This is a genomic window from Xanthomonas sp. WHRI 6106, assembly GCF_040202405.1.
GTDB classification, from domain to species: domain Bacteria; phylum Pseudomonadota; class Gammaproteobacteria; order Xanthomonadales; family Xanthomonadaceae; genus Xanthomonas; species Xanthomonas cannabis.
On record NZ_JBEGFC010000001.1, the window covers coordinates 85435 to 103560 of the forward strand.

An 18126-nucleotide genomic window follows, 5' to 3' on the forward strand; every position below is an offset into this window, starting at 1 on the left:
CCAGTTGTACCCGAGCCCTCGGCCTTGTGCCGGGGGTTTTTTTTTATGGTGTCTGGCTCGCGGTGGGTTTGGCGGTTGCAGCGCTGCAGACAGATGGCCTGGGCATGGCGGAGTGGGTGCCATGTCTACCCTTCTCTCCACCACGTCCAGGGCGCCGCGGCCTCTGCGCCGGGATCCGGTTTTATGCATCGCCGCGCTGTGGTGGCGGGCGTCGGGCTGGGTGCTTGGCGTCAAGCGGGTTACACTGCGCGGCTCGCCCACAGGCCGTGATTTGCCAATGCTGCAGAAACTTCGCGACAAGACGTCAGGCTGGATCGCTACCGCCATCCTGGGGTTGCTGATGATTCCGTTCCTGTTCGTCATCGACAACAGCTACCTGGGCGGCATTGGCGCCAACAACGTGGCCAAGGTACAGGCGCCACCGACGTGGTGGAAATCGGCACCGTCATGGTGGCCGGTCTCGCTGCTGTGGCAGCACCACGAGATCAGTACGCAGGATTTCCGTGCACGCTTCGAGCAGGCGCGCATGCAGGAACGTCAGCGCCAGGGCGAGAATTTCGACCCGCGCACATTCGAATCCCGCGAGAACAAGCTGCAGGTACTCGATCAGCTGGTCGACGAACAAGTGGTGCGTCTGGGCGCGGAAGATGCCGGCATCGTGATCGGCGATGCGACGGTGCGCGACTACATCACCAACATCCAGGCGTTCCAGGTCGACGGCAAGTTCAGCCCCGACCAGTATCGCGCCGCGCTGGCACAGGGCACGCCGCCGCGCACGCCTGCGCAGTTCGACGCGCTGGTACGCGACAGCCTGCAGCAGTCGGTGATCCCGCAGGCCGTGGCCGAATCGGGGTTTGCAACCAAGGCCGAGTTCGAGCGCCTGCTCAAGCTGATGGGCGAGACGCGCGATGTGGAGTTGGCAATGCTGCCGGCGCCGGCGGCCGATACCGCACCCGTCAGCGATGCGCAGATCAAGCAGTGGTACGACACGCATGCGCAGGACTTCCGTCAGCCCGAGACGGTGACCATCGAATATGTGGAGCTCAATGCGGCCACGATGCCGCCTGCCACGGCAGCCGACGAGGCGACGTTGCGCAAGCGCTATGAGGAAGAGAAGGCGCGCTTCGTCGAGCCGGATCAGCGTCTGGCGTCGCATATCCTGATCAGTGCCGGCAGCGATGCTGCCGCGCAAAAGGCGGCCGAGGCGAAGGCGGCAAAGCTTGCAGCGGAAGCCAAGCAGCCAGGCGCCGATTTTGCGGCACTGGCCAAGGCCAACTCGCAGGACCCCGGTTCCAAGGCTGCCGGTGGCGACCTGGGTTGGGTCGAGAAGGGCACCATGGTCAAGCCATTCGAAGACGCACTGTTTTCGATGAAGGCGGGCGACGTGGTCGGGCCGGTCAAGAGCGAGTTCGGTTATCACGTGATCCAGTTGCGTGAGGTCAAGGGCGGCCAGGGCAAGTCGTTCGAGCAGGTTCGTGACCAGCTGGCCGCCGAGCAGCTCAAGGCAGACGCCGACAAGGCATTTGCGGACGTGAGCGGCAAGTTGGTGGATCAGGTCTACAAGAACCCCACCGCGCTGGAGCCTGCGGCCAAGCAGGTCGGCCTGCCGGTGCAGATGCTGGGCCCGTTCTCGCGGACCACGGCCAGCGGCATTGCCGCCAACCCGGCGGTGCTGCGTTCGGCGTTTTCCGAAACGCTGGTGCAGGACGGGACGGTGAGCGACCCGATCACCATCGCGCCCAACCACAGCGTGGTGCTGCGTGTGACCAATCACACCGCCGAACAGGCGTTGCCGTTGGACAAGGTGCGCGACAAGGTGATTGCCGCGGTCCACGCCGATCGCACTGAAAAGGCGGCGGCTGCTGCGGCCGATGCGCTGCTGGCGCGCGTGCAGAAGGGCGAGACCCTGCAGGCACTGGCTGCAAGCGAGAAGCTGCAGGTGCAGCCGATTCCGGGGTTGCCGCGTACCGCGCCGATTCCGACGCCGGCTGCAAACCGCGCAATCTTCAGTGCCCCGCGTCCGACTGCAGGCAAGCCATCGGCAGGAAAGGTGGAGCTCGATGGCGGTCGTTTCGCGGTCTTCGTCATCAGCAAGGCGACGCCGGGCGACCTCAAGCAGATGCCGGCAGAACAGCAGACGATGCTGCGCGAGCAGCTGAGCCAGATCGATGGCAACAATGCCGCGCAGGCCTATGTCAAAGAAATGCGCAAGCGGTACAAGATCCAGATCGAAGAAGCGCAGCTGTAAGGTCGCGCTGTCGGATGGTGTCAGAAACGAGCCCGGGTAACCGGGCTTTTTCTTTGCCTGTCACTGTGCCGCCCGAACAGTCCGAAGGTGCGGTGGTGTGTTCGCCTGTGCCAGCGTTTGGCGCATGCAGGACTTGCTGCCTGGATTGGGAAAGACGTTTCCAGGCAAGGCAGTTCGGTGGCAATGGCGCGCATGGCCCGCGCTCGGGCGGCGTTGCAAGCTATCCAGTGCAGGATTGCCGGGCACGAGCGGCCGACCGGGTCGTTACTCACTGCGCGTAGTGTTGTGGTGGTAGCGGCCGTGGCCGCGAGGGGCCGTTCCCGGTAACGCCCCCCTCGCGGCCAGGGTCGCTCCTGCACGAGCGTGATGGCTATGGCGGTTGGGGACTTCGGCACCCGGCACCGGAACAGTGGGGGCGCCGACTGGTGCGCCCTCAGGGTGCGTCGTTGAACGACAGCACCATGCCCGGCTTCAGTACCGCGCGCTTGTCCAGGCCATTGCTGGCAAGCAATGTGGCCACGGTGATGCCGTAGCGGCGGGCAATGGCCCAGGCAGATTCGCCGTTGCGAACCGTGTGGGTCCGGGCGGGCGCACTGGACGCCTTGGCTATCGCAGCACTGGTGGTGGCAGCGGCGCCGTTATCCGTGGCCATCATCGGAGTCGTCGAGGCGACGACGGCACCGCTGGATCCGGGCTGCGCGGGCGCTGCCGGAGCCAGGACATGGACGCCCCTGGGGGCCGCGCGCGCACCTGCCACGGCAGGGTTCAGGCGGGCCAGCAGTTGCGGCTCGATGGCACGCTGCCCGGCCCAGGTGTTGAGGCTGGTGCCGGCGGGGAGTGCGTGCTCGGTCAGTACGGGCACCTGGCGGTCCAGCGAGGTCAGCAACGTGCCCTGTTGCTGCGCGTGGTCCAGGACACAGGCCAGTGCATGCAATTTTTCGACGTAGTCGTAGGTGACCTTGGACATGCCGGGCAGTTGCGACGGGCTGGCATTCTGGGCATTCACCCCGGCGCTGCGCATTGCCTGCAGCACGCGGTACTCGCCGGCGTTGTACGCCATCAGCGCCAGTCGCCAGTCGCCACCGAACATGCCGTACAAGGTCTTGAGATAGCGCACCGCCGCAGTGGTGGAATCCACCGCCGACAGTCGGCCATCGTATTGCGCGCCCACCGGTACATGGTGGTTACGTGCAGTGGTGGCGACAAACTGCCACAGGCCCGCAGGGCCGCTGCCGTTACGTGCACCGGGGCGATAGCCGCTCTCGACGAAGGGAATCAGCGCGAATTCCGTCGGCATGTCTGCGGCGCGCAATTCATCGACGACATAACCGAACAGCGGCAGGACATCCTGCGCATCGTCGGCCAGGCGGGCCGGGGCGCGTGAGAAGTGCTGCTCCCAGCGCGTGTCGCTGTGTTCGCTGTCGCAGCCGGGATCGGCGCGGCCGTCCAGAAATGCCGAAAAGATCTCCCGCCCGTTACGCATGCTGGGGGCGGTGGGCGATGCGGTGGGGCCGTCTGCGGGTTTCAGGCGGGCTGCGTCGTTGGACGAGGCCGCTGCCGGTGCAGTGGCCGCAAACGCGGCCAGCACTGCCAACACCAACCGCCTCATGCGCGAAATTCGTCTTTCCAGCGCCGAAGTTCGGCGAATACGTCTACTTCGGAGGATACCGCTGCAGTCGCGCGCGTTGTGACTGCGGCGCGGATCTCGGGGCGGTTGGTACGTAAGAACGGATTGGTGGCCAGTTCACTCTTGAGCGAAATCGGCAGGGTAGGACGGGCTGCATGACGCATGGCCTGGGCTTCCTGTTGACGGCGCTGCAAGGCAGCGTTGGTGGGATCGACGTGCAGCGCAAAGGCCGCGTTGGCCAGGGTGTATTCGTGGCCACAACACACAAGCGTATCGCCAGGCAGGGAGGCCAGGCGCTGCAACGAGTCGAACATCTGGGGAGCGGTACCTTCGAACATCCGTCCACAGCCTAGGCTGAACAGGGTATCGCCGCTGAACAGATGGGTGTCCGTCACGAACGCGATATGGGTGCGGGTGTGGCCGGGAACCTCCAGCACCTCGAATGCCGTCCCCAACAGCGTCAGGCGCTCGCCCTGACCCACCGAATGCGCGTCGCCGGGAATGCGCTCGTCGTCAGGCCCGAACACCTCCAGGTCCGGCCAGCGCTGCTGAAGCGTGGCCACGCCGCCGACATGATCGGCGTGATGGTGGGTCAACAGGATGGCCGTGGGGACCACGCCATCGTGCTGTGCGGCAGCGATGACCGGCTCGGCCTGGCCGGGATCGACAATGAGGGCGCGGCCATCCGCGGCGACCAGCGCCCAGATGTAATTGTCATCGAATGCGGGCAGGGCGATCAGTCGCATAGAATTGGGACCATGCCTGCCCCGCCATTCTCCCGTCAAGCTGGTGTCTCATCCTGGTTTGATACGGGGGCGGGGCGCGGCCTGCTCCAGTCCGAGCGTCGCCTGGCACTGGAGGCGCTGCAGGCGCGTCCCTCCCAGCCGTGGTTGTGGCTGACGCCGACCAAGGATCTGCCACCACGCGAGTCGCTGGATGGACGCGGGCTGCGCCTGTTCCGCAGTGCGGGGCGGTTCGCCGGCGATGCCCGCTGCACCATGCCGTTCCCGCTGCCAACCGAAAGCCTGCAGGCCATCGTGGTGCAACATGCCGTGGTCGGCGGTGCGGCGGATTTCCTGAGCGAGTGCGAGCGGCTGTTGATGCCGGGTGGCCGGCTGTGGCTGTTTACGCTCAACCCGCTGAGCCCCTACCGGTTTCATTGGGCGCGTCGCGGCCCGGTGGCCTTGCGGCCGGATCGCTGGCGGCTGCTGGCGCAGCGCGCCGGCCTGCATTGCGTGGAAACAGAGCGCTACCTGGGGCCGGTCTGGCGTGTCGGGCGCGGCTCCTCCGATCCTGGCCGCGCTCCGTGGCGCGCGGTGTATTTACTTGAAGTGGAAAAGCGCGCCTCGGCACCGATCGCGCCCACACCGATTGCGCTGCCGTCGCGTTGGCCGCAACCGGTGGCCACGATCTGACCTTTGCCTCATTGCAACTCTTGGAACCTGATGAAATCAATTGAAGTGCATACCGACGGCTCCTGCCTCGGCAACCCCGGGCCGGGTGGCTGGGCAGCGCTGCTGCGTTACAACGGCCGCGAAAAGGAACTGGCCGGCGGCGAAGCGGTGTCCACCAACAATCGGATGGAGCTGATGGCGGCGATCATGGCCCTGGAAACATTGACCGAGCCATGCCAGATCGTGCTGCATACCGATTCGCAATACGTGCGCCAGGGCATTACCGAATGGATGTCCGGCTGGGTGCGTCGCGGATGGAAAACTGCCGGCGGCGATCCGGTCAAGAACCGCGAGTTGTGGGAGCGGCTGCACGCGGCAACCCAGCGCCATCGCATCGATTGGCGCTGGGTGAAGGGGCACAATGGCGACCCGGACAACGAGCGCGTCGACGTGCTCGCCCGCAACCAGGCCATCGCCCAGCGCGGTGGCGCTGCAACTGCGTAAGAGGATTCATGCGTCAGATCATTCTCGATACAGAAACCACCGGCCTGGAATGGCGCAAGGGCAACCGCGTCGTCGAAATCGGTGCGGTGGAGCTGCTGGAGCGACGGCCCAGCGGGAACAATTTCCATCGCTATCTGAAGCCGGATTGCGACTTCGAGCCCGGGGCACAGGAAGTGACCGGGCTGACCCTGGAATTCCTGGCCGACAAGCCGCTCTTCAGCGATGTGGTGGAGGAATTTCTTGCCTACATCGACGGTGCGGAGCTGATCATCCACAACGCCGCATTCGACCTGGGCTTTCTGGATAACGAGCTCTCGCTGCTGGGTAGCGGCTATGGCCGCATCACCGATCGCGCCAGCGTGACCGATACCTTGATGATGGCGCGCGAGCGTTACCCGGGGCAGCGCAACTCACTGGATGCCTTGTGCAAGCGCCTGGGCGTGGACAACTCGCATCGCCAGCTGCACGGCGCCCTACTCGATGCGCAGATCCTGGCCGATGTCTACATCGCGCTGACCTCCGGGCAGGAAGAGATCGGCTTTGCCAGCGACGATGCCGGCCAACGCTCCGAGGACGGCAGCGGCATGATCACTTTCGACCCGGCCTTGTTGTTACCGCGGCCGCGGGTCGTGGTCACCGCGTCGGAAACGCAGGCGCACGAGGCGCGGCTGGCGCAGTTGCGCAAGAAAGCCGGTCGTGCACTGTGGGATGCGCCGGTTGAGGAGGTTGCTGCGGCAGGCTAGGACGGCTGCGCCGGGGGCGTCTGCCGTCACGCGCTCGTGGCATACGCCATGACGGGCCTGTGCCGGGTGCAGCACGGCGCTGTGTTAGGCGATCCGCGCCGACGTCCGAGGCCGACGGCGCGCAGCCTTGCTCAGTAGCTGCGCACCAGGATGGCGGTGATGTTGTCCGAGCCGCCGCCATCCAGTGCCGCGGCCACCAGGCATTCCACGCACTCCTGCGCGCTGCAGTCGGCCTGCGACAGGGTTGCGGCGATGGCGGCATCGTCCACTTCCTCGGTCAGGCCGTCGCTGCACAGCAGTAGCTGCATGCCGGATTTGAGTTCGCCCTGCATGGTGGCAACGTTGAGGTGCGCCGGGTCGGTGACGCCCAGCGCCTGGGTCACCACATTGCGATGCGGATGCGCGCGCGCCTGCTCGCTGGTCAACGTGCCCTGGGCGATGAGTTCCTGCACATAACTGTGGTCCTGGCTCAACTGTGCCAGCCGGCCGTCGCGCCACAGATACGCGCGGCTGTCGCCGACCCAGGCCACTTCGAAGCGCTGGCCCAGCACACGTGCGGCGACCACGGTGGTGCCCATCGGCAACGTGTCGTTGCAGCGGCGCGAGGTCTTGATGATTTCTTCGTCGGCGATGCGTACGGCCTGGGCGAGCGGGGTGCCGGCGCGGACTTCGCGCACGATGGTCTCGCGCGCCAGGGCACTGGCCACCTCGCCGCAGGCGTGACCGCCCATGCCGTCGGCCACCAGCCACAGCCCCAGCTCGCTGTCGCCGTAATAGGTGTCCTCGTTGAGGTCACGGCGCAGGCCGACGTGGGTGAGGTGTCCGAATTCGAGCATGGGGCCGGTCGCCAGGGAGAAGATGCGCCACCATCATCGCGGCCGGGACGGCCAGCAGCAACCGAGCCATTGCCGGTGCCGCAGCGCCGGTTCACGCCGGGCCGGCAGGCGGTGACGCCAACGCTGGCCCAGGCCGCTTGTGGCCCGGCGCGTGTGCCCGTATGATGCACGGCCCCAGGACACTGGGGACCATCTGGAGAGGTGGCAGAGCGGTTGAATGTACCTGACTCGAAATCAGGCAGGCGTTTATAGCGCCTCGGGGGTTCGAATCCCCCCCTCTCCGCCAGATTAGGGCGAGCAGTTGTGCCAGTGCCGCGTGAGTTTCGCCGGCGGCATTGGGGGGTGAGAAGCCCCGGGTTCGACAGACAGCGCAGCTGTCTGCACGGCGAAGCCGCCCGCAGGGCGAAGGCACGTAGTGCCGAGTGAATCCCCCCCTCTCCGCCAGATTCGCATCAGCCCCCGCAAGGGGGCTTTTGTTTATGCGTCGCAGCCGGCTGTGGCTGCGATGACTACAATCCGCTCGATCCCCGTTGGAGGCCTGTCATGTCCGAGATCCTGGTGCCCGTGTCCTTTGGTGAGCTGCTCGACAAGATCGCGATCCTGCAGATCAAGTCCGAGCGCATGAGCGATGCGGCCAAGCTGGCGAATGTGCGCAACGAGTTGTCCGCGCTGGAAAACAGCTGGATGGCGCATCCGGCCGCCGGCCACGACATCGTGCGTCTGCGCGCCGAGCTCAAAGCCGTCAACGAGCGGCTGTGGGTGATCGAGGACGACATCCGGCTCAAGGAACAGGCGCAGACCTTCGACGACGGCTTCGTGCAGCTGGCACGCAGCGTGTACATCGAAAACGACGAGCGTGCGCGGATCAAGAAGCAGATCAATCTGGCGCTGGGCTCGTCGTATGTGGAAGAGAAGTCCTATCAGGATTACCGCGCGACCGGCGCCTGAGGCAGTGATCGGGTGATCGTGCTGGCGTACGTCAGTGGGGCCGCAGGGCCGGCGGTGCGTGTCCCGGCGGCTGGCGATCAGGGCGTTGCCCATTGCCTCGCGGGACGATGAGGTCGCTGCGTCGCGTTTGCGCACCGCGCAACACGCCGGTTCGCGCGTGCCTGCAGCGGCCAATGCTCAGCGCGGATGATCGGCGCGATAGCGTTCGAATGCGGCAATCGCGTCGTCGACGGTAATCAGCGACATCACCTCGTCGAACTCGATCTTGGTGCCCCAGCTGAGCTGCTCGGCCGGTTTGCCCAGGTGTTTGCGCGCGGCCGCGTCGTAGCGGTCCACGCAATAGCGCACATCCGAGTAAGGCCCGCTGCGTCTGGGGTTGCTGGCCGCGTGCAGGCCAAGCACCTTGGTGCCCATCGCGTTGGCGATGTGCATCGGCCCGGAATCGGGGGTGACCACCAGGTCTGCGCGGGCAAGCAGCGCGGGGAGCTGCTTGAGCGTGTCCTTGCCGACCAGGTCCAGTACCGGCGCGCGCGTGGCGGCGACGATGGCGTCGGCCGTGCTGCGTTCCAGTGCGCTGCGGCCGCCGCACAGCACGATGCGCCAACCTTGCGCCGCCGCGTGATCGGCCAGCGCCGCGTGGCGCTCCGGATACCAGTTACGACGCACATGGCTGGAGCAGGGCGAAATCATCAGCACCGGGCGGCCGTCGTCCTCCCACTGCGCGCGTGCCCAGGCGTGCGCCTCGGCGGGCACCGGCAGGTCCCAGCGAACCTGCGTCTGGCGCAGGCCCAGCGGCTCGGCGAAGCTGCCGATGGCATCGAGTACGTGGATGCCCGGGCGGTCGGGGATGCGCTCGTTGACGAACAGCCCGTGCAGATCCTTGGAGCGGCTGCGGTCGTAACCGATACGCCGGCGCGCCGGCACGAACGCCGACAACACGTTGGCGCGAAAGGCCACCTGCATTTGCAACAAGGCGTCGAAGCGCCCCAGCGGCGCCAGCGACCGGCGTAATGCGCGCATGCCGGCCACGCCGCTGCGTTTGTCGTAGGCATGGAACTGCACGCCGGGCAGGCCGTCGAGCAGCTTGAGGCCCGCCTGGTCGATGATCCAGTGCAGCTGCGTCTGCGGGAAACCCGCTTGCAGCGTGCGCACCAGCGGCACCACATGGGTGACATCGCCAAGGGCGGACAAGCGCAGCAGACACAGCGATGCAGGCGTTACAGCCATGGTGTTGTTAGACTCGATAGATGGTTTCTTTCGACGCCACCGAAGCGCTGACGCCGTACCGCGAGGGCCGCGGGTATGGCGCCATTCTGTTCGACCGCGAACGGCTGCGGCAAGCCGATGCCGGGCTGTTTTCGCCGCAACGCTGGGGCGACAGGGCGCGGCCGGTCGGTGAGGGCGGGCGCGGCGGGGCCTGGTTTGTGGATGCGCCATTCGGCCGCAGCGTGCTGCGCCAGTACCTGCGTGGCGGCATGGCGGCGCGGGTGAGCCATGACCGGTATCTGTGGAAAGGTGCCGGACGCACGCGCAGCTTTGCCGAGTTCCGGCTGATGCGCGAACTGATCAAGCGCAAGTTGCCGGTGCCGCGTCCGCTGGCGGCCTGCTATCTGCGCGAAGGCCTGGGCTACCGCGCGGCCTTGTTGATGGAGCGGCTTGAAGATGTGCGCTCGCTGGCCGACCACGCGCAGGTGGCCGGACGTGGCGCACCGTGGGAGGCCACCGGCCAACTGATTGCGCGGTTTCATCGCGCCGGGCTGGATCACGCCGATCTCAACGCGCACAACATCCTGTTCGATGCCGGCGGACATGGCTGGTTGATCGATTTCGACCGCGGTGTGCTACGCATTCCGGCCACCCGCTGGCGCGAGCGTAACCTCAAGCGGCTGCACCGTTCGCTGCTGAAGCTGCGCGGCAACCGTAGCCGCGAAGAGGTCGACAAGGATTACCAGCGGCTGCATCGCGCGTATGAGCTGGCCTGGGGCCGGGGCTACTGATGCATTGGGCGTTGCGGGTGCAGGGGGTCGGCAATGCGTCGGCGGTGGCGCTCGGTTCGCCGATGGCCACCATCGAGCGCGACGGTGCGCCGTGGTTGACCATCGATTGCGGCAGCGAGGGGCTGACTGCCTATCAGGCCCATTACGGCCAGCTGCCGCAGGCGATCTTCATCACCCATGTGCACCTGGATCATGTCGGCGGGCTGGAGCGGATGTTCGTCGACAGCTATTTCTCCGAGCGGCGTGGGCGCACGCGCTTGTATGTGCCCGCGCCGGTGGTGCCGCTGCTGCAGCGGCGCATTGCCGATTACCCGAACGTGCTGGCAGAAGGCGGGGCGAACTTCTGGGACGCATTCCAATTGGTGCCGGTCGGCGATGCCTTCTGGCACGACGGGGTGCGGCTGGAAGTGTTCCCGGTACGCCACCACTGGCCCGAGACCGCTTACGGGCTGCGTCTGAAGGGCGCGCTGGTATGGACCGGCGACACCCGGCCGATCCCGGAAATGCTGAAGCGTTATGCCGACGACAACGAGCTCATCGCGCATGACTGCGGTGTTCACGGCAACCCGTCGCATACTGGTGTGGACGATTTGGAGCGGGAATACCCGCAGGACCTGTTGAGCCGCATGCTGCTGTACCACTACGCCAGCGACGCCGATGCCGATGTGCTGCGCGCGCGCGGCCATCGTGTTGCCGTGCCTGGGCAGCATCTGGCACTGGCGGACTCGACCGCTGCCACGGTGCGCTGATGGGCGCCCTGACTCTGCCCACCCTGGCCGGTGCGCCCATGCAGGACCGCTACGGCCGCCCGTTGCGCGACCTGCGCCTGTCGGTGATCGAGGCCTGCAACTTCCGCTGTGGCTATTGCATGCCGGCCGATCGCGTGCCGGACGACTACGGGTTCGATGCGCAGCAGCGCCTGAGCTTCGAGCAACTGGAAACCCTGGTGCGGGCCTTTGTTTCGGTGGGCGTGACCAAGGTCCGCCTGACCGGTGGCGAGCCACTGCTGCGGCGTGACCTGCCGGCCCTGATCGCGCGTCTGACGGCGATCGACGGCATCGAGGATCTGGCATTGACCACCAATGGCGTCCTGCTCGCGCGCCAGGCTGTGGCGCTGCGCCAGGCCGGGCTGCGCCGCATCACGGTCAGCATGGATGCGTTGGAGCCGGCATTGTTCAGACGCATGAGCGGCGACCGCGGCGATATCGCCCAGGTGCTGGCCGGGATTGCGGCTGCCGAGCAGGCCGGCTTCACGCGGTTGAAGATCAATTGCGTGGTGCAGCGTGGCGTCAACGAGGATCAGGTGCTGCCGCTGGTGGAGCACTTCCGCGGTACCGGTCACGTGCTGCGCTTCATTGAATTCATGGACGTGGGGAGCTGCAACGGCTGGTCACCGGAGGCGGTGGTGAGCTCTGCGCAACTGCACGAGCGCATCCATGCACGCTGGCCGCTGATGCCGCTGGACGCCAATTACACCGGCGAAGTCGCGCAGCGCCACGCATTTGCAGATGGCGCCGGCGAAGTGGGGTTCGTCAGTTCGGTCAGCGTGCCGTTCTGTGGCGACTGCCAGCGCGCGCGCGTTTCGGCCGACGGCCATCTGTATACCTGTCTGTTTGCCAGCCAGGGCCATGATCTGAAGCCAGCCTTGTCCGACGGCGAGTACGGGTTGGCGGAACACCTGCGTCAGCGCTGGAGCCTGCGTGGCGACCGCTACAGCGAGGTGCGTGCGGTGGCGGCGCCGCGGCGGGGTAAACCGGTGGAGATGTTTCTGATCGGCGGGTGAGTGCGGGCATGCTTCTGGCGCTATGCGCGCCGCACGCGTGCCTGCGCGATTTGCTGATGCGCTGTGCGCGGGCGTTGGCGCATTGCGCGGCACGGACTGGACGTCACTGCGTCCGGGCGTCCTGCGGTCGCAGCGGACGATGTGCAGCGATCGCTGCGCTAAGTGCGGATCTCGCTATCGATGACCGGGTCGACGGTGTTCGAAGCGTTGTGTTCTTGCAATCCTGCGCCGCTGGATCATCGGTCGACCGCCGGGTGACTGCCGGATTGCGTGCTGCCGCGCGTCGCGCTGGCGCAAGGATGCACACTGCTGGCAGCTGCTGTTCCATCAAGGCGCCTCGTTCACCGAGAATGCCGCATCCTGCCCGCCTATCACCGTGTAGTTCTCCATGCCTCCCAAATCACGTTCCGCGCGCCTGACCCACCTGGATGATGCCGGGCTCCCCACGATGGTGGATGTCTCGGACAAAGCGGTCACCGCACGCAGCGCCACGGCCGTCAGCCGGGTGCGTTTTCCCGTTGCGGTCGCAGCCCAGTTGCGTGCCAGCGGCCTGCGCAGTGCCAAAGGTGGCATCGTCGAGACGGCAGTGATCGCCGGCACGATGGCGGTCAAGCGTACGCATGAGCTGATCCCGTTCTGCCATCCGCTGCCGATCGATGCCTGCCGTTTCGAGATCGATTGGGCTGGAGAGCAGGTGCTGGACATCCAGTGCACGGTCCGTTGCGTGCATCGCACCGGCGTGGAGATGGAGGCCCTGACCGGCGCCAGCGTTGCGGCATTGACGGTGTATGACATGTGCAAGGCGCTGTCACACGCCATGACCATCGGGCCGACCAGGTTGGTCTCCAAGCGTGGCGGCAAGCGCGACATCGGAGCGGTGCGATGACCGCCACGGTGACGGTGTTGTATTTCGCCAGCCTGCGCGAGGCGGCAGGGATGGCCGACGAGCGCGTGCAGTCCAGCGCCCAGGACCTGCGGGGCCTGTATGCCGAGCTCGATGCACGGCACGGCCTGCGCTGGACGCCGGCGCAGTTGCGCGTCGCCGTCGATGGAGCGTTTGCGCGCTGGGAGGATGCGGTGCGCGACGGCAGCGAAGTGGTGTTCATTCCGCCAGTGTCGGGAGGTTGAACGTGAGCGAGCAGACAACTGCCGTGTTTGCGCTGTCCGACATTGCGTTGCCGGTCGATCACTTGCGTGCAGGGATGGAGCATCCGCACGCCGGCGCCTTCGCCAGTTTCGAGGGCTGGGTGCGCGACCACAATGAAGGCCGCGGCGTTGCCGGCTTGCGCTACGAAGCCTATGCCGCACTCGCCCAGGCCGAAGGCCAGCGCGTGCTCGATGAGGCGGTCAGCCGCTTCGCCATCGTGCAGGCGCAGTGCGTGCATCGTGTGGGCGAGCTGCGTATCGGCGAGATGGCGGTGTGGGTCGGTGTGAGTGCGGCGCATCGCGGCGCCGCGTTCGACGCCTGCCGTTACATCATCGACGAGGTCAAGGCGCGCGTGCCGATCTGGAAGCACGAGCACTACCTGGAAGGGGATGCGGGCTGGCTGCATCCGGAGGCGTAGGTGAAGGCAGCGCAGTGGCGTGCCGAGCACTGCAAGTCTCACGTTGACGATGGCCAGCGGCTTCAGGCATCTGTCGCGCGCGTCAATGCGCTTGTGCAGTGCCCGGCCCTGCGCACGCCAGCTCGGTCCGCAACGCGGCACTCATTAGTGCAACTGCAGTTGGTCAGGAGCGGGTACGCGTTGAAGCTCCGGTGGTGTCCCGGCCGCTTATCTGCTCGAGCGCAATGAGCGATTCACGCCCAGCCGGGCGTCGCAGCGCGTTGCATCAATCCGCGTCGTAGGCGCCTTTGGCGCGCAGTTTCCTGGTGCGGGCGCTCGGCTGTCGCCAAGACCGCCATCAGGGACGGACGAGGGGTTTGCATGCGGTGCGAAGCACGACACCGACGGCCTGCACGGCAACATCGCCAACAACAGCGCACTGATGTTCCTACAGAACGCCAATGGAACTGCAGAGCGTGGTTGCCGCGTGATGCAGGCAAGTGTACCGCTGTGGCGGCGACTGGCCGGCCCGGCGCGTGCTGGAGGTTGGGGTGGTGTCCCCGCCGGTTGACCTCGGCGCCCGCATCAATCGATACCGTTGCTGCCTTCCGGCCCTGGCGGGATTTTCGATCTAGCGTCGCGAGGGACCGACGGGGCCACCATAAGACGTGGGCCACTGGCGTGGCCCGGGATCTGCTGCGACGGTGTCATCGCGCACATCATGAAACTGGCGGAGAGAGGGGGATTCGAACCCCCGAAGCGCGGTTTAGACGCTTACACACTTTCCAGGCGTGCTCCTTCAACCACTCGGACACCTCTCCGTACCTGCACGACCGGGGCCTTACAGGGCCGCAAATTCTAGCGGTCGCCGGCCCATACCACAAGCTGAATCTTGCAGGCGCAGTCGATGAGACGGGCCGTGGCACAATATCGGCTCAGAACAAGCTGGTTGCCCGATGTCTTATCTCGTTCTCGCCCGCAAGTGGCGCCCGAAGCGTTTTGCCGAACTCGTGGGCCAGGAACACGTGGTCCGCGCGCTCAGTAACGCGCTCGACAGTGGGCGCGTGCACCACGCGTTTCTGTTCACCGGCACGCGCGGCGTGGGCAAGACCACCATCGCGCGCATCTTCGCCAAGTCGCTGAACTGCGAGACAGGCACCAGCGCCGACCCGTGCGGGACGTGCCCGGCCTGCCTGGACATCGATGCCGGCCGCTATATCGACCTGCTGGAAATCGACGCCGCATCCAACACCGGCGTGGATGACGTGCGCGAGGTGATCGAGAATGCCCAGTACATGCCCTCGCGCGGCAAGTTCAAGGTCTATCTGATCGACGAAGTGCACATGCTCTCCAAGGCGGCGTTCAATGCGTTGCTGAAGACGCTGGAAGAGCCGCCGGAGCATGTGAAGTTCCTGCTGGCCACCACCGACCCGCAAAAGCTGCCGGTGACCGTGCTGTCGCGCTGCCTGCAGTTCAACCTCAAGCGGCTGGACGAGGATCAGATCCAGGGGCAGATGACGCGGATCCTGGCGGCCGAAGAGATCGAATCGGATCCGTCGGCGATCGTGCAGCTGTCCAAGGCGGCCGATGGCTCGCTGCGCGATGGTTTGTCGCTGCTGGATCAGGCGATCGCCTACGCCGGCGGCGCGCTGCGTGAGGACGTGGTGCGCACCATGCTGGGCACGGTCGATCGCACCCAGGTTGGGGCGATGCTGCAATCGCTGGCCGATGGCGATGGCGCGCGCCTGCTGCAGGTGGTGGCCGCGCTGGCTGAATTTTCGCCCGATTGGAGCGGCGTGCTGGAAGCCCTGGCCGAGGCGCTGCACCGGGTGCAGGTGCAGCAGCTGGTGCCATCGGTGGCCTTTGTGGGCGATGGGATCGACCCGACCCCGTTTGCCGCGCAGCTGCGCCCGGAAGTGGTGCAGCTGTGGTACCAGATGGCGCTCAATGGGCGCCGCGATCTGTATCTGGCGCCGAGCCCGCGCGCCGGGTTCGAAATGGCGGTGCTGCGCATGCTGGCCTTCCGGCCCGCGGCGGCGGTGCCTGCCGGTAGCAGCGACGACGGCCGTGGGGCCAGTGCCGGCAGTGGCACACGCGTGGCGGGCGCAGGCGTGCAGGCCGCTGCGCCTGCTGCCGCGGCCGCAGCTCCTGCAGCGATGCCGGCAGCGGCGATGGAAGCAGTGGCTGCGCCAAACGTGGCAGTTGCCGCTGCTGCGCCAGCAGCGGTCGTGGCAGCGCCGGTGGTCTCGCTGGCTGCTTCGGCGGTTCCCGCGGGCGCTGCGCCTGCGCGCACTGACGACACCCCACCCTGGGCGGTGGACGACGCACCAGTGAGGACGCCTGCCGCAGTGAGGGAGATCTCGGCTGCCGCATCCGGGGCGGCCACTGCCCCGTCGATCGCGTCGCCCTCGGTCATGGCCACGCCAGAAGCGGCCATGGCGCCTCCCTTGGACGCTGCAGATCCTGCAGCGGCCATCGAAACGATGGCGGCGACGCCGCCGTCGCACGTTGCAGCAGCATCCCCGGCGCCATCCACCGATGCGGCGGCGCCGATCGACGATGGCCGCATCGCCGATGCCGAACAGTGGCTGGAGCTGGTCACGCGCAGCGGCTTGAATGGCCCGTCGCGACAGCTTGCCGCCAACGCTGCGTTTATCGGGCATCGCGATGGCGTGCTGCGGCTGGCGCTGGCGCCGGGCTTCGAATACCTCAACTCAGAGCGCTCCATCGCCAACCTGGCTCAGGCATTGGCGCCGGTGCTGGGCGACACTCCGCGCATCGTGATCGAAACCGGCAACGCCGATGTCGAGACCTTGCACGAGCGGGCCAACCGCCAGAAAGGCGAGCGCCAGAGCGCAGCCGAAATCACCTTCATGAACGACCCCAATGTGCAGCAGCTGATTCAGCAGCAGGGCGCGCGGGTCGTCCCCGATTCCATCCGCCCTTACGACGAGTAACGCCCCATGCGTGGAAACATTGCCCAATTGATGCAGCAGGCGCAGAAGATGCAGGAAAACCTGCAGCGCGCCCAGGAAGAACTGGCCAAGCTGGAAGTCACCGGCACCGCCGGCGGCGGCATGGTCAGCGTGACGCTGACCGGCGCCAAGGAGTGCCGCAAGGTGCGCATCGACCCGAGCATCCTGTCCGACCAGGAAATGGCCGAAGACCTGATCGCCGCTGCGTTCAACGACGCCTCCAACAAGATCGACGCCGAATCCAAGGACCGCATGGGCTCGGCCACCGCCGGCATGCAGCTGCCGCCCGGCATGAAGTTGCCGTTCTGATCGAGGGGATTCGGGAGTCGGGATTGGGGATTCGCTAGAAGCGAGGCTCGCTTCTGCGTTTGCCAATCCCGAATCTCAACTCCCGAATCCCGGCCGCCCAATGTCCACTCTGCTCGAACAACTGATCGAGGCCTTCCGGGTATTGCCCGGTGTGGGCCAGAAATCGGCGCAGCGCATGGCCTACCACGTGCTCGAGCGCGAGCGCGAGGGCGGGCGGCGCCTGGCCGCGGCGCTGGGAAATGCGGTGGAAAAGGTCGGGCATTGCGTGCAATGCCGCGATTTCACCGAATCGGAAGTCTGCACCATCTGCGCCAGCAGCAGCCGTGACCGACAGCAGCTGTGCGTGGTCGAGTCGCCGGCCGATCGCCTGGCGATCGAGCATGCCACCGGCTACCGCGGCCTGTATTTCATCCTGCAGGGGCGCCTGTCGCCGCTTGATGGCATCGGCCCGCGCGAGCTGGGGCTGGACCGCCTCGGCGAGCGCCTGGCCGGCGGTGAAGTGACCGAAATGATCATCGCCACCAATGCCACCGTGGAGGGCGAGGCAACCGCCCATTACCTGGCGCAGCTGGCGCGTCAGCATGCGGTACGGCCAAGTCGGCTCGCCCAGGGCATGCCGCTGGGCGGCGAGCTGGAATACGTCGACCGCGGCACCCTGTCGCACGCCTTCGGCACCCGCAGTGAGGTGCTTTGAGGACGGGGATTGGGGAGTCGGGATTGGGGATTCGCAAAAGCCGGTCGGCGCGCGCGGTAAGCTTTGGCCAATCCCGAATCCCGAATCCCGTCTATGACCGACACCATCTTCGGCAAAATCATTCGTCGCGAAATTCCGGCCACCATCGTTTATGAAGACGACGAGGTGCTGGGCTTTGAGGACATCGCACCGCAGGCGCCGGTGCATGTGCTCTTCATTCCCAAGCAGCACGCCATTCCCACCCTGGACGATGTGCCGCCGGAGCAGGCGCTGCTGGTCGGCAAGCTGGCCATTGCGGCGGCGGCCTACGCGCGCGCGCAGGGACTGGCGCAGGACGGCTACCGCATCGTGATGAACTGCCGCGAGCATGCCGGCCAGACGGTCTTCCATATCCATCTGCACCTGCTGGCCGGTGCACCGCTGGGCCGCTTCGGCACCCCCTGACGGGACGTCGCCACCGATGTGGCCGAACAGATGGTCGAGCGGCAACGGCAGGCCGGGCTTGAGCATGGCCTGTCGTTGCT

General features: G+C 66.4%; 19 protein-coding genes, 2 tRNA genes and 1 other RNA gene. 16 read left to right on the top strand and 6 right to left on the bottom strand.

Annotation, left to right across the window (positions count from 1 at the left end; genetic code table 11):
• The first annotated feature begins 277 nt into the window (after positions 1–277).
• Complete coding sequence (locus ABQZ09_RS00465) at positions 278–2248, top strand: peptidyl-prolyl cis-trans isomerase (protein WP_184552621.1); 1971 nt, start codon at positions 278–280, stop codon at positions 2246–2248.
• A gap of 433 nt (positions 2249–2681) precedes the next feature.
• On the opposite strand, the gene ABQZ09_RS00470 is transcribed toward ABQZ09_RS00465, so the two are convergent.
• Complete coding sequence (locus tag ABQZ09_RS00470) at positions 2682–3857, bottom strand: lytic transglycosylase domain-containing protein (RefSeq protein WP_166744013.1); 1176 nt, start codon at positions 3855–3857, stop codon at positions 2682–2684.
• Positions 3854–4621, bottom strand: coding sequence for a hydroxyacylglutathione hydrolase (gloB, locus tag ABQZ09_RS00475; protein WP_349775829.1), 768 nt, complete (start codon positions 4619–4621; stop codon positions 3854–3856). The genes ABQZ09_RS00470 and gloB overlap by 4 nt, the downstream gene beginning before the upstream one ends.
• 12 nt (positions 4622–4633) lie before the next feature.
• Between gloB and ABQZ09_RS00480 the strand changes: the two genes are divergently transcribed.
• Genes ABQZ09_RS00480 through dnaQ form a run of 3 tightly spaced genes read left to right on the top strand, consistent with a single transcriptional unit; the run spans position 4634 to position 6516 of the window.
• Positions 4634–5290, top strand: coding sequence for a hypothetical protein (locus tag ABQZ09_RS00480; RefSeq protein WP_184552618.1), 657 nt, complete (start codon positions 4634–4636; stop codon positions 5288–5290).
• Positions 5291–5320: 30 nt separating this feature from the next.
• On the top strand, positions 5321–5773 hold the full coding sequence (rnhA, locus tag ABQZ09_RS00485) for a ribonuclease HI (protein ID WP_047695411.1): 453 nt from the start codon (positions 5321–5323) through the stop codon (positions 5771–5773).
• Positions 5774–5781: 8 nt separating this feature from the next.
• Entirely contained in the window at positions 5782–6516 is a 735-nt protein-coding gene (dnaQ, locus tag ABQZ09_RS00490; protein ID WP_039404011.1) for a DNA polymerase III subunit epsilon, read from the top strand.
• Between the two features lie 131 nt (positions 6517–6647).
• Here the strand turns inward: dnaQ and ABQZ09_RS00495 are convergent, their stop codons facing one another.
• Complete coding sequence (locus tag ABQZ09_RS00495) at positions 6648–7352, bottom strand: PP2C family protein-serine/threonine phosphatase (protein ID WP_039404013.1); 705 nt, start codon at positions 7350–7352, stop codon at positions 6648–6650.
• A 195-nt stretch (positions 7353–7547) separates the two neighbouring features.
• Between ABQZ09_RS00495 and ABQZ09_RS00500 the strand changes: the two genes are divergently transcribed.
• A tRNA-Ser gene (locus tag ABQZ09_RS00500) sits at positions 7548–7638 on the top strand.
• A gap of 257 nt (positions 7639–7895) precedes the next feature.
• Positions 7896–8300: a DUF6165 family protein gene (locus ABQZ09_RS00505; RefSeq protein WP_039404016.1), complete on the top strand. Its 405-nt coding sequence runs from the start codon at positions 7896–7898 to the stop codon at positions 8298–8300.
• 177 nt (positions 8301–8477) lie between these two features.
• Here ABQZ09_RS00505 and ABQZ09_RS00510 read toward each other — a convergent pair whose 3' ends face one another.
• On the bottom strand, positions 8478–9527 hold the full coding sequence (locus ABQZ09_RS00510) for a glycosyltransferase family 9 protein (protein ID WP_349775830.1): 1050 nt from the start codon (positions 9525–9527) through the stop codon (positions 8478–8480).
• Between the two features lie 20 nt (positions 9528–9547).
• On the opposite strand from ABQZ09_RS00510, the gene ABQZ09_RS00515 reads away from it, so the two are divergent.
• The 6 genes from ABQZ09_RS00515 (at position 9548) to ABQZ09_RS00540 (ending at position 13645) form a co-directional block, all read left to right on the top strand.
• Positions 9548–10297 carry a 3-deoxy-D-manno-octulosonic acid kinase gene (locus tag ABQZ09_RS00515; protein ID WP_047695414.1) on the top strand — a complete coding sequence of 250 codons (750 nt, stop codon included), beginning with the start codon at positions 9548–9550 and terminating at the stop codon, positions 10295–10297.
• Entirely contained in the window at positions 10297–11046 is a 750-nt protein-coding gene (locus ABQZ09_RS00520) for an MBL fold metallo-hydrolase (RefSeq protein ID WP_349775831.1), read from the top strand. Before ABQZ09_RS00515 ends, ABQZ09_RS00520 begins: the two co-directional genes overlap by 1 nt.
• Positions 11046–12080, top strand: a complete 1035-nt coding sequence (moaA, locus tag ABQZ09_RS00525) for a GTP 3',8-cyclase MoaA (RefSeq protein WP_039404024.1) — start codon at positions 11046–11048, stop codon at positions 12078–12080. The genes ABQZ09_RS00520 and moaA overlap by 1 nt, the downstream gene beginning before the upstream one ends.
• 388 nt (positions 12081–12468) lie before the next feature.
• Entirely contained in the window at positions 12469–12966 is a 498-nt protein-coding gene (gene moaC / locus ABQZ09_RS00530) for a cyclic pyranopterin monophosphate synthase MoaC (RefSeq protein ID WP_184552613.1), read from the top strand.
• A complete protein-coding gene (moaD, locus tag ABQZ09_RS00535; RefSeq protein WP_039404028.1) occupies positions 12963–13208 on the top strand; it encodes a molybdopterin converting factor subunit 1 in 246 nt (81 codons plus the stop codon). Before moaC ends, moaD begins: the two co-directional genes overlap by 4 nt.
• Positions 13205–13645: a molybdenum cofactor biosynthesis protein MoaE gene (locus ABQZ09_RS00540; RefSeq protein ID WP_104581094.1), complete on the top strand. Its 441-nt coding sequence runs from the start codon at positions 13205–13207 to the stop codon at positions 13643–13645. Before moaD ends, ABQZ09_RS00540 begins: the two co-directional genes overlap by 4 nt.
• 536 nt (positions 13646–14181) lie before the next feature.
• On the opposite strand, the gene ffs is transcribed toward ABQZ09_RS00540, so the two are convergent.
• Together ffs and ABQZ09_RS00550 are read right to left on the bottom strand one after the other, a co-directional pair.
• Positions 14182–14278: signal recognition particle sRNA small type (gene ffs, locus ABQZ09_RS00545), an RNA gene on the bottom strand.
• A 74-nt stretch (positions 14279–14352) separates the two neighbouring features.
• Positions 14353–14445, bottom strand: a tRNA-Ser gene (locus tag ABQZ09_RS00550).
• A gap of 135 nt (positions 14446–14580) precedes the next feature.
• Here ABQZ09_RS00550 and dnaX point away from each other — a divergent pair.
• The 4 genes from dnaX to ABQZ09_RS00570 all read left to right on the top strand — a co-directional run bounded on the left by dnaX (position 14581) and on the right by ABQZ09_RS00570 (position 18046).
• Positions 14581–16581 carry a DNA polymerase III subunit gamma/tau gene (gene dnaX, locus ABQZ09_RS00555; protein ID WP_349775832.1) on the top strand — a complete coding sequence of 667 codons (2001 nt, stop codon included), beginning with the start codon at positions 14581–14583 and terminating at the stop codon, positions 16579–16581.
• Positions 16582–16587: 6 nt separating this feature from the next.
• On the top strand, positions 16588–16908 hold the full coding sequence (locus ABQZ09_RS00560) for a YbaB/EbfC family nucleoid-associated protein (protein WP_005913896.1): 321 nt from the start codon (positions 16588–16590) through the stop codon (positions 16906–16908).
• A 100-nt stretch (positions 16909–17008) separates the two neighbouring features.
• On the top strand, positions 17009–17602 hold the full coding sequence (recR, locus tag ABQZ09_RS00565; RefSeq protein WP_039564564.1) for a recombination mediator RecR: 594 nt from the start codon (positions 17009–17011) through the stop codon (positions 17600–17602).
• Positions 17603–17695: 93 nt separating this feature from the next.
• Complete coding sequence (locus ABQZ09_RS00570; protein ID WP_039404049.1) at positions 17696–18046, top strand: histidine triad nucleotide-binding protein; 351 nt, start codon at positions 17696–17698, stop codon at positions 18044–18046.
• The last annotated feature ends 80 nt before the right edge of the window (positions 18047–18126 follow it).